Source organism: Pseudoalteromonas sp. QJM3NY_22, assembly GCF_056173065.1.
Map to the genome: position 1 here is coordinate 168,746 of NZ_JBWBTZ010000002.1, position 16,378 is coordinate 185,123.

General features: G+C 38.2%; 9 protein-coding genes and 3 pseudogenes. 3 read left to right on the top strand and 9 right to left on the bottom strand.

The features are described from left to right. Positions 1-68: 68 nt before the first annotated feature. The 6 genes and pseudogenes from glgC to AC0VZ4_RS21110 form a co-directional block, all read right to left on the bottom strand. Entirely contained in the window at positions 69-1,370 is a 1,302-nt protein-coding gene (gene glgC, locus AC0VZ4_RS21085; RefSeq protein WP_475442030.1) for a glucose-1-phosphate adenylyltransferase, read from the bottom strand. 14 nt (positions 1,371-1,384) lie between these two features. After that, entirely contained in the window at positions 1,385-3,922 is a 2,538-nt protein-coding gene (locus AC0VZ4_RS21090; protein WP_475442031.1) for a glycogen/starch/alpha-glucan phosphorylase, read from the bottom strand. Beyond that, positions 3,915-5,978 carry a glycogen debranching protein GlgX gene (gene glgX, locus AC0VZ4_RS21095; protein WP_475442032.1) on the bottom strand — a complete coding sequence of 688 codons (2,064 nt, stop codon included), beginning with the start codon at positions 5,976-5,978 and terminating at the stop codon, positions 3,915-3,917. Before glgX ends, AC0VZ4_RS21090 begins: the two co-directional genes overlap by 8 nt. Further along, positions 5,971-8,199, bottom strand: coding sequence for a 1,4-alpha-glucan branching protein GlgB (gene glgB, locus AC0VZ4_RS21100; RefSeq protein ID WP_475442033.1), 2,229 nt, complete (start codon positions 8,197-8,199; stop codon positions 5,971-5,973). Before glgB ends, glgX begins: the two co-directional genes overlap by 8 nt. Next, positions 8,199-10,190 (bottom strand): annotated as a pseudogene (gene malQ, locus AC0VZ4_RS21105) (4-alpha-glucanotransferase). The gene glgB and the pseudogene malQ overlap by 1 nt, the downstream one beginning before the upstream one ends. Next, positions 10,191-10,502: an isoamylase early set domain-containing protein gene (locus AC0VZ4_RS21110; RefSeq protein ID WP_475442034.1), complete on the bottom strand. Its 312-nt coding sequence runs from the start codon at positions 10,500-10,502 to the stop codon at positions 10,191-10,193. It abuts the pseudogene before it with no gap. 391 nt (positions 10,503-10,893) lie between these two features. Between AC0VZ4_RS21110 and AC0VZ4_RS21115 the strand changes: the two genes are divergently transcribed. After that, the gene (locus tag AC0VZ4_RS21115) at positions 10,894-11,826 is read left to right on the top strand and encodes a hypothetical protein (RefSeq protein ID WP_475442035.1); all 933 of its coding nucleotides are present in this window, start codon (positions 10,894-10,896) and stop codon (positions 11,824-11,826) included. Positions 11,827-11,885: 59 nt separating this feature from the next. Here AC0VZ4_RS21115 and AC0VZ4_RS21120 read toward each other — a convergent pair whose 3' ends face one another. Both AC0VZ4_RS21120 and AC0VZ4_RS21125 read right to left on the bottom strand, forming a co-directional pair. After that, on the bottom strand, positions 11,886-12,908 hold the full coding sequence (locus AC0VZ4_RS21120) for a cellulose-binding family II protein (protein WP_475442036.1): 1,023 nt from the start codon (positions 12,906-12,908) through the stop codon (positions 11,886-11,888). Positions 12,909-13,207: 299 nt separating this feature from the next. Next, a pseudogene (locus AC0VZ4_RS21125) lies at positions 13,208-13,441 on the bottom strand (IS3 family transposase); the annotation flags it as partial. A gap of 190 nt (positions 13,442-13,631) precedes the next feature. Between AC0VZ4_RS21125 and AC0VZ4_RS21130 the strand changes: the two are divergent. After that, positions 13,632-14,401, top strand: a pseudogene (locus AC0VZ4_RS21130) (IS5 family transposase). A 100-nt stretch (positions 14,402-14,501) separates the two neighbouring features. Here the strand turns inward: AC0VZ4_RS21130 and AC0VZ4_RS21135 are convergent. Then, positions 14,502-14,930 (bottom strand): Lrp/AsnC family transcriptional regulator, encoded by a 429-nt coding sequence (locus AC0VZ4_RS21135; RefSeq protein ID WP_475442038.1) that lies wholly within the window; start codon positions 14,928-14,930, stop codon positions 14,502-14,504. Between the two features lie 197 nt (positions 14,931-15,127). Here AC0VZ4_RS21135 and AC0VZ4_RS21140 point away from each other — a divergent pair, with 197 nt between their 5' ends. Continuing rightward, positions 15,128-16,333: an aspartate aminotransferase family protein gene (locus AC0VZ4_RS21140; protein WP_475442039.1), complete on the top strand. Its 1,206-nt coding sequence runs from the start codon at positions 15,128-15,130 to the stop codon at positions 16,331-16,333. Positions 16,334-16,378 lie beyond the last annotated feature (45 nt).

Here is a 16,378-nt window from a genome sequence, read left to right on the forward strand (position 1 = left end):
AACCTAATTAGCCTGCTCAATAAAGAGCAAGCCTTGTTGTCATGCTTAAAATTAGTTAGCTAGTTTATTTAAGCTAACTTTTTATTTTCATTTGCTTGGCGCGCAAGCTTTATTGCAAGCTCAGTGAGCATATCACGGGTCACGAGTACGATGCCTTTTTTAGACACTCTAAAGCCATTGTCTTCATCTGTCTTACGATCAAAACCAATTTCTAGTCCTGCTGGTATCTCACAGCTTCTATCTATTATCGCCCGCTTAATTTTGCAGCCTCTATTTATAATTGCACCAGGCAATATGACTGACTGCTCTATCTCGCAAAATGAACGAATATGTACATTTGAAAACAATAAAGACTTTCTAACAGCAGAGCCCGAAATAATACAACCCCCAGAAACTGTTGAGTCTAAGGCCATTCCGCGCCTATCATCGTCATCAAAAATAAATTTAGCGGGCGGTAATTGTTCCTGATAGGTCCAAATTGGCCACATCGGATCGTATAAATCAAGTTGCGGCTCAGGCATTACCAGTTCCATATTAGCTTCCCAGAATGAATCTAGCGTACCCACATCACGCCAATAAGGTTGTCCTTCTTGGTTTGGATCTCTAAATGGGAAGGCAAATACGTTATGCTCTTCTATTATTGCTGGAATAATATCGTGGCCAAAATCGCGACCAGAACCTTCATTTTCCGCATCTTTTTTGAGCTGTTCAAACAAAAATTCGGTGTTAAATACGTAATTTCCCATTGAAGCTAAACACGTACCTGGCTTACCAGGTACTGAACTTGGCATTCCAGGCTTTTCGTCAAAACGGCAAACACGATTTTCCTCATTAACGGTCATTACACCAAAAGTATCGGCGGCTTCTTCTACAGGTACTTCGATGCAACAAACAGTCATGTCGGCGCCATTTTCTACGTGCTTAGCTAAAAGAGCACCGTAATCCATACGATATACATGATCGCCCGATAAAATCATCACATACTTTGGTAATTCATGACGAATAATATCTATATTTTGAAAAACAGCATCGGCGGTTCCACAATACCAATCATCGCCTTGACGCTGCGATGCAGGTAGAATTTCAACCGACTCTCCCAATTCCTTTTTAAAATGCCCCCAAGCACGGTTAACGTGCCTAATAAGTGAATGAGACTTATATTGTGTGGCAATACCAACGCGCCTAACGCCTGAGTTAATACAGTTAGATAACGGAAAGTCGATTATTCGATGTTTACCACCAAAGTAAACCGCAGGCTTTGCTCGCCAGTCAGTCAGTTCATGCAGGCGTGAACCGCGACCTCCAGCCAGTATTAGTGCGTAAGTTTCTCTGGTTAGGCTGCTTATATAACGATTTTCGTAGTTGGGCATAATACTCTCTCCATTTAGTTTTTGCTGTTAGTGGTATGACTTTTAGTTGTCGTTAAGTCTGTTGCACTAATGTTGAGGGGTTCTAAATGCCAAATGTCGTCACTGTATTGGCTTATGGTTCTATCACTTGAAAACATGCCACTGGCTGCTGTATTTAAAATACTCATTTGTGTCCAGTAGGCTTGATCAGTGTAGGTCTTATCTACTTGTTTTTGAGCATCAACATAGCTTTCAAAATCATGCGCGACCAACCAAGGATCGTTCGGGCTCTTAATCGCATTGATCACGTCATCAAATAAGCATGGTTCGAATAAATTAAAATGGCCACTTTCTAAAAGCTGCATTACGTTTGCCAAGTCACTATTTTGTGAAATTAAATGCTCTGGATTATAACGTGATTTAATATCATCAATTTGATGTGCTTGAGCACCAAACAAAAAGAAATTATCAGCACCCACGGCATCTCTAATTTCAATATTTGCGCCATCAAGTGTACCTATCGTCAATGCACCATTCATCATGAACTTCATGTTACCTGTACCTGATGCTTCTTTACCTGCGGTAGACACTTGCTCTGACAAATCGGTTGCAGGGCAAATAACTTCCATTGCTGTTACGTTATAATTTGGTAAAAATGCTACACGTAAATACGGTGCTGCTAATGGATCTTTATTAATAACCTCAGCCACATTGTTGATTAGCTTAATAATTTTTTTAGCCATGTAATAGCCTGGCGCGGCTTTACCACCGAGTAACACACAACGCGGAACAAGCCCATGCGTATCACCGCGACGAATACGGTCATATAGATGAATTACATGCAACACATTAAGTAGTTGGCGTTTGTATTCATGAATTCGCTTAACTTGTACGTCAAACATCATCGATACATCGAACTCAACACCGCAACGCGCTTTGACTAAATCAACAAGGCGTTGTTTGTTTTCGCGTTTAGCTGATTGCCACTGAATATGAAAGGTTTGGTCATCAAAAAATCGACGTAGTTGACTAATTTGACTAAAATCGCCTACCCAATCGTTACCAATTTTTTCGCTAATTAATTTGCTTAGAATAGGGTTGCAGTGAGCAAGCCAACGACGTGGTGTTACGCCATTTGTTTTGTTATTAAACTTATCTGGCCACAGTGCATAAAACTCTTTAAACAAGCCTGCTTTTAGTAACTCAGTATGCAGTGCCGCGACTCCATTTACGGAGTAACTACCGACTATTGCTAAATAAGCCATACGAATTTGCGGTTCATCACCTTCTTCAATAAGCGATAGCGCTCGCTGTTTGTTAACATCCCCTGGCCACTGCTGTGCAACTTGGGCTAAAAAACGTGCATTTATCTCGTAAACTATTTCTAAAATACGCGGTAATAACCTTGCAAACAAAGATACTGACCACTTTTCAAGTGCCTCAGGAAGTAAGGTATGATTTGTATAGGCCATTGTTTTAGTCGTAATTTGCCAAGCATCTTCCCAATCAAGTTCGTAGTCATCAATTAAAATACGCATCAGCTCTGCAACAGCAATACTTGGATGTGTGTCGTTTAATTGAAACACATGAAAATCAGAAAAATCAGAAAAACTCTCACCGTGTTGTGCAACCCATTGATCAACAATGTCTTGAATACTCGCAGACGATAAAAAATACTGTTGGCGTAACCTAAGTTCTTTACCATTTTCGCTACTGTCGTTTGGGTAAAGCACCATAGTAATTTGTTCAGCTAGATTTTTTTGTGCTACAGCTTCTGAGTAACTACCGGCATTAAACTCAGTTAGATTAAATTCATCTGTCGCTTCTGACTTCCACAGACGAAGTGTATTAACAATATTATTTTTATAGCCAGGAATTGGTACATCATATGGCACAGCTAATACATCGTGTGAACTCATCCATTGACGATGCTCTCGGCCATATTTATCTGTATAGCTTTGCACATAGCCACTAAATTTAACGCGCTTTGCATGCTCTGGGGCACTCAGTTCCCATGGATGCCCTTCACGAAGCCAGTTGTCGGGTTGTTCTATTTGATTTCCGTCATTTATAGACTGATTAAACATACCGTATTCATAACGAAGGCCATACCCAATGACAGGCAGGGCCAAACTTGCACAGCTATCTAAAAAACAGGCTGCTAAACGCCCTAAACCACCATTACCTAGCCCTGCATCATGTTCGGCATCTTCAAGCGTTTCGACTGTTGTACAATATTCTTGTAATGCAGAAGAAACTTGATCATCTAAATCTAGATTTAAAATAGCGTTACCCAGTGCTCGTCCCATTAAAAACTCAAGAGAAAGGTAAGCCGTTTTACGGCGCTTTTGCTGTCTAATTTGTTGATTGGTTTCTCTGCAACGAGCAACAAGTCGATCGCGAATAGTGAGCGCTAATGCATGATATAAATATAACTGTGATTCGCCGACCTTATCTCGGCCGAGGGTGTAATAAAAGTGACGTGTTAAATCATCTTTTAACGTACTTTCATCAATAACAGGGCCTTCTTGCCAACCCTTTACTACACACACTTGTTCATCTTGCTTAGCCATGACCGACTTCCTCTAAATTTGAACTGAAAACCCAGCTACTTTGTGCAGAAATTTCAACCATCGCATCGTTGTTACTACTTACAGATGCATTATTTACACTTGATAAAACCATTTGCCAAGGCGCACTTATTGGAGATTGCGGCAATTGGCAGGACATTACTTTTTTACTCGCATTAAATATTATTAAAAGTGCATGTTTATTTTGCTTATCGAGCAAGCTGTACATTAAAAACTGACGCGTATTTTCATGCCAATGTGCGTCAGTCATGATTACACCGTCTTCGGTAAACCACCTAACTGTAAAGCGCTCATCAATATCATCTAAAAAAACACTGTGCTTAAACGCACTGTGGGCACCTCTTATTTTTAGTGCATCGTCTATAAAACGAGTCAATGTATGACTTAATTGTGAATCTTTCCATGCAAGCCAACTGGTACGATTATTTTGGCAATAAGCATTATTATTTCCCCCTTGAGAGTGCGCTATTTCACTCCCAGATGAGAGCATAGGAACTCCTTTGGACAAAATAAGCGTAAGCAAAAAGTTTTTTTGCTGTTGCAAGCGGAGCGCTGTTATTTTGGGATCATTTGTAAACCCCTCTACACCACAATTAAAAGAATGATTAGCACTGTGACCATCTCGATTTTGCTCACCATTTGCCTCATTGTGTTTTTCTTCGTAGCTAACTAAGTCGGCAAGCGTAAAACCGTCGTGGCTAGTTATAAAATTTATACTATTGAGAGGACCGCGCTCACTGTGCTCGAAAATATCAAATGAGCCATGTAAACGTTTGGCAACGGTGGCAATAATGCCTTCTTCACTTTTCCAAAAACGCTTTATTACATCACGATATTGGTCGTTCCATTCACGCCAAGGTGCCGGAAAAGCACCTAACTGATAGCCACCTGGGCCTATATCCCACGGTTCACTAATAAGCTTTACTTTGTTTAAAATAGGATCTTGGGCAACCGCTTGTAAGAAAGTATGAGAAGCGCTAAAACCAGATTGAGAACGCCCTAAAATAGTCGCCAGATCAAACCTGAAGCCATCAACTCCCATTACTTCAACCCAATAACGAAGACTATCGAGTACAAGTTGTAATACACGAGGGTGGTCAATATTAATCGTGTTACCGCATCCAGTATCGTTTATATATAAATCTGGTCGATCGCTTACAGTGCGGTAATAAGCTAAGTTATCAAAGCCTCTAAGTGACAATATTGGGCCATCATTACCGGCCTCTGCGGTATGGTTGTAAACAACGTCGATAATAACTTCAATGTCGGCCGCATGAAGCTCTCGCACCATTTGCTTAAACTCATTTATATCGTCTTTAACCAAGTAGTCTTTATGAGGTGTAAAAAAATTAAGCGTGTTGTAACCCCAATAATTTTGCAGCCCTTTACCTGTTAAAAATTGTTCACTAATAAATGAATGAACAGGTAAAAGTTCCACAGCTGTAATACCAAAACTCTGCAAGTGTTCAATAAAACTGGGATGACTTAATCCTAAAAATTTCCCTTGTAGGTACTTAGGAATTTCGGGATGACGGCACGTTGCTCCTTTCACATGGCATTCGTATATAACCGTATTAGACCATCTATGGTTTGGCTTTTTATGCGCGTACAACACAGGTGCTGCTACTTTTGACTTAGGTATATCAATCGCATTATTTACGGTGCTTTTAGTGCCGATTGGCATTTGCCCATAATGACGCTCACTCCAAGTAAACTCACCAAATAAGTCTTTTGCGTAAGGGTCTATTAATAGTTTGTTTTCGTTAAACAATTGACCGTGCTTAGGGTTATATTCACCCTCTACTCTAAAGCCATACAAAGCACCTGCATTTAAAGGAAATATATGAATACTCCAAATGCCGCCTTCGTTAATGCTCATTGCCACCTTTAATATTTCTGAATGGCCACTTTTGTCAAATAAACATAAATAAGCTTGAGTTGCTTTTGGCGCATAAAGTGCAAAATTTACACCGCCGTCAGTAACACTTGAACCTAAGGGTTCAACTTGGCCGTGAGTGACTTCAAATTGATTACTCATCTTCGACCTTTTGTAAATAAATAGTAGTTAAACCACCAATGGCAATAGAAATGCTTTGAGCGAACCCATGATTAGGGCTGTCGAAGGTAGTAACTATCTTTGATTCGTTTTGTGTAACGTCTATCCCTGAGCCAAAATAATCGGTTTCATCTGTATTTAAAATTACTTTATAGCGGCCTTTATTTGGCACACCAATGACGTAATTTTGATAAGACTCTGGAGTGAAATTAGCTATAACAACCACTAAATTTCGTGCATTTTTGGCATACCTTACAAAACTTAAAATACTTTGATCGTTATTGTTGTTATCTATCCAATCAAAGCCTGCTGCACTTGTGTCAAGTTCGTACAAAGCAGGTTGGTTTTTATATACATGATTGAGTGTTTTAATTGTTTGTTTTATACCATTGTGACTTTGATGCTCTAATAAGTGCCAATCAAGCGAATGATCGTGGCCCCACTCACTGCGCTGAGCTATTTCACAACCCATAAACAATAGTTTTTTACCTGGATGCGCCCACATAAACGCATAATAAGCTCGAAGGTTTGCAAACTTTTGCCAATCATCCCCTGGCATTTTTTCAATAAGTGAGCCTTTGCCATGCACTACTTCGTCGTGACTCAATGGCAGTATGAAGTTCTCACTAAAGGCGTATACCATCGAAAAGGTTATTTCGTGATGATGGTGCTGTTTGTAAAGCGGGTCGCGTTGCATATAGTGCAAACTATCGTTCATCCACCCCATATTCCATTTATAGCCAAACCCTAAACCGTTATGCTCAACACTTTGTGTAACACCTGGCCATGCAGTTGATTCTTCGGCTACCATCATGATGCCAGGGTTGTTTTTATAACTTCGTAAATTAACCTGCTTTAGGCACTCGATTGCACCAAGGTTCTCGCGTCCACCATAACAATTAGGGATCCATTCACCTTCTTTACGGCTGTAATCTAAATACAACATTGAAGCCACTGCATCTACTCGTAAACCGTCAAGCCCAAATTGGTGTAACCAATACATTGCATTAGAAATCAAAAAGCTTTTAACTTCAGGGCGATCGTAATTATAAATATAGGTATTCCAATCGGGATGAAAACCTTGACGCATATCGGCATGTTCGTACAAATGAGTGCCATCAAAACGATGCAAACCATGCGGATCACTTGGAAAATGCCCAGGTACCCAGTCGAGTAAAATACCTAAATTTGCTTTATGGCATTGCTCTACAAAATATTTAAAACTGTTATAGTCACCAAAACGGCTAGTAGGTGCAAATAAACCAACGGGTTGATAGCCCCACGAGCCATCAAACGGGTATTCACTGATAGGCATAAGCTGTAGGTGGGTGAAATTCATTTCAAGTGCATAGCTAACTAGCTTGTCAGCAAGCTCTGCGTAACTTAAATAACGATTATTTTCAGCGCGTTGCCATGAGCCTAAATGCACTTCATAAATACTAATTGGTGCATCAATATGATTACGCTTTTGTCTATTTTTTAAGGCTTGTTCATCAAGAATTATAGGTTCTGGTTTGTATTGCAATACACTGGCAGTACCGGGGGCTTGTTGCATTTTAAACGCATATGGGTCTGCTTTTTCAAACACGTCTCCACTTTGTGCGGTAATTGCAAATTTATAGCACATGTCAGCTTTAAGGCCTGGTATAAATAATTCCCATACACCACTTGCAGGATGAAAGCGCATAAAGTGACGATTAGCTTGCCAAAAATTAAATTCACCAATAATTGATACACTTGCTGCATTTGGCGCCCACACACAAAAACGCACCCCCTCTACATTTTGTTGAGTGCTAAAATGTGCACCAAAGTGTGAGTATGCATGCTCTAAACTACCTTCGTTAAATAAGTACATTGCCTGTGTATCGAGCGCAGTGTCAAAACTGTATTCATCGTAAAACGTAACGGCTGTATTTGTGTATTCAACATCACATTGATATGGCGCGCTTGGCAATGTTTTTAGCTTTGCAATAAACAAATCACTTTGCTTATATCGCAGCGCTTTTATTTTTTTACCGCCAAGGTTAATTACAACATTCAACGCAGTGGGTAAGTAAAGTCGTAACTCTGTGTCTGTGTTTGTTAGTTTATGTGCCCCAAGAAAGCTAAACGGGTCTTTAAAACGACCTGCGCTTAACGCTTGTACTTGATCATCATAACTATTAAAAGAAGATCCAATATTATCTACTGCTGAGCTACTCATTAACCTTTCCTTATTGAATCTATTGCAGCTAACAAAGAGGCATTTTTACTAAAAATCTCTTCGCAAGTGTGTGTTAAAACACGCCGCCAATTGGGATACTCGGTATCTGTTCCTGGAATATTCACACTGTAAAGCTGCTCATCTAAATCATCTATTTGCAGCGCAAGTAATCGTGATTGCGACTTTGCTAAACATAAGGCAAGTGATTTATAAACGTCCATTGCATTAGCTTGTAGGTTAAGTTCTTTTGTTTGATTGGCATTAATAAAGCGCAATAATCGCTCTTGCTCTTCAACACGTTGGTGGGTTAAGTCGTTGCATTGCTGCTCGTTAATTAAACTGTATTGCTGCTTTATATCTAAATCATCGTGTTGCCACCAGCCCATAAAAGGAGGCACATCGTGATTGGCAATCATTAATAAGCAACGTGATGGTAAATCGTTAACCAATAAAAATTCATCATCGTGCTGTTTTTCAAAATAAAATAAGCTGTTAGAAAAAATACCGCTAGAGGCTAAAGCATCTCTTACCTCAGGGGGGACTACACCCAGATCTTCGCCAATAACAATACTTTGATTAATATGCGATTCAATTTTTAAAATTGCGAGTAAATGCTCAAACGGATAATAAACATAACAGCCATCTTGTTTACCATTCGTTTCAAAACACCACCATAAACGCCTAATAGCCATTACATGGTCAATTCTGAGACCACCTACATTTTGCATATTTGCGCGAATAAGTGAGCGATAAAACTCGAAGTGATTATTGCTAAGACTGCGAGGATTGAGTGCCGGAAGCCCCCAATTTTGACCTGCTTCAGCCCATGGGTCTGGCGGGGCACCAACACTTGCCTCTTGGCTAAATAATGATTGCTGATTTTTAAATTCGGCCCCATCGCCAGCACACCCAACAGCTAAATCGTTGATTAAACCAATAGCCATTCCCAGCTCTATACAACTTTTTTGACAAAGTGCTAACTGTAAATACGCTTGCCACTGCAAATAATAGTCAAACGTTAAATTATCTGATTCAAGGGTATTTAGCGTACTTGTATGAGTGTTACAAAATGCTGTAAACGCTTGTCAACGCTCATTACTGGCAGTTAATTCAAACTGACTATAAAGCGCTTTAAATAACGTATATTTAATACGACTTACGTTTTCGTAATTTATAAATTGATCATTGCTTTGCATGAGAGAAATAACATCATCACTTTGCATTAAAGCATTTAGCGCTGCATTGTTATTAGCGTCGTCACATAAATCAATGGCAATATATAAAGGGTTTAGCAAAGCACGACTGTTAGGGCTATAAGGACTTGCTCGCTCGGGCATATCGGCAAATAATAAATGAAGTGGATTAAGTAAAATATAATCCATGTTTTGCGCACTACATAAATGAGTTAACGATAATAAATCGCTAAAATCTCCAACACCTAATAGCGCTTTATTTTTTAAAGTATAAAGCTGAATAGAGAGCCCTGTACGCTTTATATCATCTACTTGATATACTTGTTCAGGAACAGACCAAACCTGTGTATTTGAAAATTGCTCGCCTACTTTTATCGTTGCATCATAATATCCAGCTGGGATAAAAGGTAATTCAAGCGCAACCTCAATATATCGCACGCCATGCAAGTAATATTCACCTGTGACAGGTAAATCACGCATAGTTTGAAATGCCAAGTCAAGACCAAGCGCCTCTACTTTTATGCCTACACATAAATGCTGTTGACGCTCATCTATACGAATCTTTAAGGTATTTTCAGGCCATTCAAGCAAGCTAATACGCGGAACTAATTGCTGCCAAGTAGCTGCATCTAATTCATAGTTAAGATGCGCTATTTGATTAGCATCGTTAGTGTCAATACCACAGCATTGTAAAGCTTGCTTTCGTGTATCGTCGCTAAAAACAACCTGTTCACCAGTGTATTTAGTGAATTCATAACCAATGCCATGCAGGTAAAATAACTGCGAAAGAGCGTCCATTTATTGGCCTAAATTTATACGTTGCGTATTCACTATGCTATTTTCTGTGCCAAATGTATTACCAATGTAACCGTCGGCTTGGTGGTCGTTATCCCAAATATCTCCATTGATTAGATAACGAAAATGGAACTGCTGATCAATAGGAAGGCGTTGCTTACACTTAAAAACGCCCTGTTTTTTATTGAGCTTCATTGGCACTGGCTGCCAATCATTAAATTCACCTAGCAAACAGACTTGCTCTGCCTCAGGGTGAGTGAACTCAAAAGTAACTTCAGCTTCATCTTTTGTTTTAAAAAAACGTTTATTCAACATAGCAGGCTCCAACTAAACCATAAAGGGTAATTAATCTTTGCCACAGGCCATACAACTAAACAAAAAGGCGATGTGGATTCCATTCAAAATCATTAAACACGTTGTAAGTTAACCAAAACTTTATTTACGCATTATTACAGTGCAGCAATTCTTTTTTTTGCACCTAAAAAGTGCAGTTTGTATCTAAACATTCACTTTTGAAAAGCTCAATATTATAGAGCAATATTTAAACCAACTAGACGTGCCACACTTTATTTATTGTCTCAACTTTTATTAGTACCAAACATGAAACAATTCAAAAGTATTACTTAAACTTATAAAATTCTTTTGTTATGCGCTTTTATAAACGATAATAAACCGCATATTAATACTTTGAAATATCATAATTTTCATGTTGAAAAAAAGCATTCTAATAACTATAGCAATCACCTTTTTAATAATAGCCACACTTATTGGTTCTTCAATCTATACCCTTTATAGCAAAAAAGAAATCTCAGTTGATCCTAAATTAAAAGAAATATCAGGTATAGAATTTGATAAGCAAAAACGCCTATGGGCTATTAACGATGGAGGCAATGAACCCAAACTATATAGGCTCAATAAAGATGGCTCTATCGCCAAAGAAATCTTAGTTGAAAATGCCAAAAACATAGACTGGGAAGATATGACTCAAAACAAGTTTGGGCATTTTTTCCTAGGTGATTTTGGCAATAACAAAAACGATCGCAGATGGCTCACTATTTATAAAATAGAAAACCCAATAGATATAAAAACAGATATAACTCAAGCAGAAATTATAAAGTTTACCTACCCAGAAATGGATGGAAGTCCAATAAAACCCAATAATCGAAATTTTGATTTAGAAGCATTTGTCGCGCTTGGCCGTCATTTATATTTATTTACTAAAAACCGCACTGAACCGTTTGATGGTATTACTAAGGTATATAAAGTGGGCGATCACGCCGCTAACTTCAAAGCTGAGTTAATCGATTCTTTCAAAACATGTACTACATTAGAAAAACTATGTTGGATAACATCAGCAGCCTTAAGTCCAGACCGTAAAAAATTGGTATTACTTGATTCAACCAGTATTTGGTTATTTGAAAACTTTGAAGGTGATAAATTTTTCTCTGGTGATGTATCAAAAATAGACCTAGGGATTGTTACTCAAAAAGAGGCTGTTACGTTCTTTGACGACAACACCATCGTATTCACAGATGAAGAGTTTAAAGGCATCGGCGGTAATGCTTACTTTATTAAGCTTGATGAAGCCAAAAAAGAAGTTATAAGAAAAAAGCCGACCTCAGAAAAAATACTTCCGTAAAATAGTGTTAGCTAAGCTAAAGTTCTAAAGCTTAGCTAACTTATGTGAAAGGTATCGAATTAGTTACTCTTTTCGTTTGACGAATGGAGTGATTTTTCTACATCAACACCTAAAATCAACACTCCAATATGACTATTATTATCATCTATAACAGGAAAACTTAGCTGTACTTGAAAATGATGTGTTGATGCATCATATGTAACGCTATCAAAGTTAAAGTCTTTTGACTGTTCAAAAATATTAGTAAACTTATTTTCATCTCCTTGCCAGTAATCACTGGTTAGCTTACTTATTGCTATATTTTTTCCTTGGCTATCAGTCAGTATAAGCTCAGTAACAACACCTTTAAATTGTGATTGCCATTTTTTAAATACTTTAGATAACGGTAAATCAAGCATAGTTAACCCATCAGCATGCTCAACGTGTTTATTTTCTTTTATCCATAGCTGGTCTCGCCTCTTAATTTCGGGCTCACTCAAAGGAGACTCATTACTTATTTGAACTTGCTCTACTAAACTAGGTAAGTTTAATAAGGTTTTAGCGCTCCTGTACAGCCTATCAAGTATTTGCTTTTCTTCACTTTTTGATAGTAAAAATGGAGCTTGCGCACAAGTATCTATATTTTCATCAAACTGCTGCATAAATTTAGGAAAGCGTTTAATAAGTGAATGCGAAGCAAATAATCCCAAAGGTACATATCTAAAAAATTCTCTTTGATACTCGTCTTCATTAATGCCTAGCTTAGAGGCTGCTAATTCAAAATCATCTAAATTAAGTAGGATTCTATCAATCCGTTTATGGTGCATAACATTTACTATTTCTTCTAATGAATTTACTTCCACCTCAGCAATAATATTCTGAGTTTTAAACCAATTTGCTTGATAACTTCCTCTTACTGCACCATAACGCATTTTATTTTTTGGTTTATTAATGCTCTCTGGGTGAGTAAACCAGTACCAGCTTTCTAAAAAGATGGGAGATGATATGCGTCCATAAGCCTTCATTTCAGGCATTAAATGGGTTGTGAAATATCCATCTAAGCGATCTAACTTTACTTCTCGACGTGCACGTAACCATGGCAAGATTTTCAGCTGAAAAGGGGTTCCCATTTCAAATAAAATACATTCGACTTGGTTGACTGCATTATTAGGTGCTGTGGTGGGTAAATTTGTCCCTAACTGGATAGGCTCAGTTAAACCTAATAAGAGGGTAAAAAAATATGCGGGCATAATCCATAATAAATAATGTACAAATTAAAATGAGTATAGTCATGCATATTAAAAAAGCATAAATTCTCCTTACAAAATTTTTTATCTTGTCAATGGCTTTAATATTTAAATCTATGATCTATTGATCCCCAGCACTAAAACTGGACACAATACTAAGCAATGTTCTTTAGTTCAAATGTTTCTGAGCTGAGATAGCCATTCGCACTATGCCTTCTTGTTTTGTTGTAATAAACTTCAATGTATTCAAATACTGCTTGGCGCATTATTTTCCTATCCATAATTGGCTCCCCATGAATAGCGTTGACTTTCAATAAGTAAAAGAAACTTTCTGCGCAGGCGTTGTCCCAACAATTTCCTTTTCTACTCATGCTTTGCTGTAATTCATAATTTTTCAGCTAACAGAACCGCTTCTTGTTTAAATTCAGTCGTATGAGTTTTACGTGGTTTCTTTGTTTTCATAAGTACCTCTATGATTATTGTACTTACTTAGGGGCTGTTGATCTTTGTTTGAATTTTGTGCGTAAGCGGTGATCTCGTATAATTTACTTTGCCAAAAACTAACCTCACGAGATTACCATGCCCCGATTAATGCTCACTGATAAGTTGTGGTCCAAGCTAAAAGCTATTTTGCTTGAAGATAGAGTTTATAACAAGCTTCAACACAGACAAACGATGGAAGGAATTTTATATCGCTTACGAGTTGGTTGCCCGTGGCGTGACCTCCCTGAGTGTTTTGGTTTATGGAATACAATTTACCGCCGATTTCTACTTTGGTCTAAAAAAGGAATATGAATAAGGTTGTTCAAATCATTATCCGCCAATAGTGACACTGAGTGGGAATTCATTGATGGCAGTTATGTTAAAGCACACCAACACAGTACAGATACTGCGTCTCAACAAGAACAAGCGATAGCATTAAGTCGTAGCGGTAATACAAGTAAAATTCATTTAGCTGTTGATAGTTATGGCTTATCAATTGATATTTATTATTACTGGCGGCGATGTTCATGATAGTAAAGTGGCAAATGAACTGATTGAATTATTGTCCCAAGGCGATTTTGTTATCACAGACAAAGGCTATGATAGTGAAGCCATTAGAAATAAGGTTCGAGAGAGAAACTCAAGCCCAGTGCTCCCTAGAAAGAAAAACTCAAAAACAGGTAATGGTGATATTGATTGGTTGCTTATATAAGTATAGGCATTTAGTTGAAAATGCCTTTGCAAGGCTAAAGCACTTCCGTGCTATAGCGACAAGGTACGATAAATTGAAATTACAGTTCGAGAGTATATTAGCACTGGCATGTGCAATGACTTGGCTACCAATGCGAAAGATCAACAGCCCCTAGTCGTGTGTCTAAAAATAATGGCAGGGATCACCTTTCTATTATTAACCTAAAGTATACCGAGTGTTCACTTAAAGACTAAAAACAAAAGAACTCAACGACTCTAGCGCTTAAATTTGGTTTCTAAAATAACAGACGATGTTGTACGCTCTACCCCATCAAGATTACCAATATCGTCTAGTAGATGACTAAGTTGCTCCAAATTTTGTGCTTGAACTACCGCAATTAAATCAAACTCGCCACTTATGGCATAAAGCTGTGAAATAGCGTCAATTTGTTTTAGTTCTAAGTTGGTTTTAGTGGTGAGCTTTTGCTTTACTTTTATTGATACATGCGCCGATACCATTTTGTTTAAATAGTCATATCCGTAGTCTACGCTATACCCTTTAATTACCCCGCTTTCTTCTAACTTTAACATTCTACTTTGCACTGTAGAGCGCGACAGGTTCAATAGTCTGGCAAGGTCAGAAATACTCGCGCGTGCATTTGTTTTTAGTATCGATAATAGCTTTTCGTCTTGTGGAGTTATCATAATGGTTATTTATTTCGTTATTTTGCCTTTTATTCTAACCATTTTTCACAAAATAGCACTGCAATTTTAACTGCGAACCTTCGATAATAGTGTCCTATAAAAAATAATAACGTGTTTGCTCAAGAATAACGGCTATATTCTTCTTTAATTTAGCAACTAATCTTTTATCTAAGCCCATTTAATTTAGGTGTACAAAAATGCAAGTAACTAGAGACTTATTTAACGACGTAATGGTACCAAACTATAATCCATCAGCAATCATTCCAGTTCGTGGTGAAGGTTCACGCGTTTGGGATCAAAATAATAATGAGTTCATTGATTTTGCCGGTGGTATTGCCGTTAACTGTTTAGGTCACTGTCACCCTGCATTAGTAAAAGCACTAAAAGAACAAGGTGAAAAAATTTGGCACTTATCAAATGTTATGACCAATGAGCCAGCACTTCGTTTAGCTCAAAAAATGGTTGAAGCAACATTTGCTGATAAAGTTTACTTTGCAAACTCAGGCGCAGAAGCAAACGAAGCAGCGCTTAAGTTAGCGCGTCGTTATGCACTAGACGTATATGGCGCTGAAAAAACGCAAATTATTGCCTTTAATAAAGGTTTCCATGGTCGCACATTCTTTACAGTAACTGTGGGCGGGCAAGCGGCTTATTCAGATGGCTTTGGTCCAAAACCAACTGACATAGTACATTGTGATTTTAACGATATAGCGGCATTTGAAGCGCTGATCAGCGATAAAACATGTGCTGTTATGATGGAACCATTACAAGGTGAAGGCGGTATAATCTCACCAACAGATGACTTTGCTAAAAAAGTACGCGAACTTTGTACTAAACATAACGCATTACTTATTTTTGATGAAGTACAAACGGGTGTTGGTCGCACAGGCGATTTATATGCTTATGAAGGTTTAGGGGTTGTTCCTGACATTTTAACAACGGCAAAAGCATTGGGTGGTGGTTTTCCAATTGGCGCTATGATCACACGTACACCGATTGCTGAGCATTTAAAAATTGGTACTCACGGTTCTACTTATGGTGGTAATCCGCTAGCTTGTGCTGTAGCTGAAGCGGCATTTGATACAGTAAATACACCAAACGTACTAAACGGAGTTAAAGAGCGCGAGCAATTGTTCCGTGACGAATTAAACGCAATTAACGAAAAGTACAATGTATTTAGCGAAGTACGTGGTAAAGGCTTATTAATTGGCGCAGTACTAAATGACAAATTTGAAGGCCGTGCACGCGACTTTTTAGTAGCCAGTGCTAATAATGGTTTAATGAACCTTGTAGCTGGCATGAATGTAATTCGCTTTACACCGTCTTTAGTTATTCCGTTTGAGGATATTAAAGAAGGCTTAGCGCGCTTTGAAAAAGCAGTTAGCGATGTAGTAAACGGTTAATATAGTTTAAATTAGCACGCCTACAAGCGTGCTATTGGAGCAAGC

Excerpts from the sequence above, each read along its gene's own strand:
- glgB (WP_475442033.1), bottom strand. The coding sequence starts at position 8,199 with ATGAGTAGCTCAGCAGTAGATAATATTGGATCTTCTTTTAATAGTTAT.
- AC0VZ4_RS21110 (WP_475442034.1), bottom strand. The coding sequence starts at position 10,502 with ATGTTGAATAAACGTTTTTTTAAAACAAAAGATGAAGCTGAAGTTACT.
- AC0VZ4_RS21135 (WP_475442038.1), bottom strand. The coding sequence starts at position 14,930 with ATGATAACTCCACAAGACGAAAAGCTATTATCGATACTAAAAACAAAT.
- AC0VZ4_RS21090 (WP_475442031.1), bottom strand. The coding sequence starts at position 3,922 with ATGGCTAAGCAAGATGAACAAGTGTGTGTAGTAAAGGGTTGGCAAGAA.
- AC0VZ4_RS21115 (WP_475442035.1), top strand. The coding sequence starts at position 10,894 with ATGTTGAAAAAAAGCATTCTAATAACTATAGCAATCACCTTTTTAATA.
- glgC (WP_475442030.1), bottom strand. The coding sequence starts at position 1,370 with ATGCCCAACTACGAAAATCGTTATATAAGCAGCCTAACCAGAGAAACT.
- AC0VZ4_RS21140 (WP_475442039.1), top strand. The coding sequence starts at position 15,128 with ATGCAAGTAACTAGAGACTTATTTAACGACGTAATGGTACCAAACTAT.
- glgX (WP_475442032.1), bottom strand. The coding sequence starts at position 5,978 with ATGAGTAATCAATTTGAAGTCACTCACGGCCAAGTTGAACCCTTAGGT.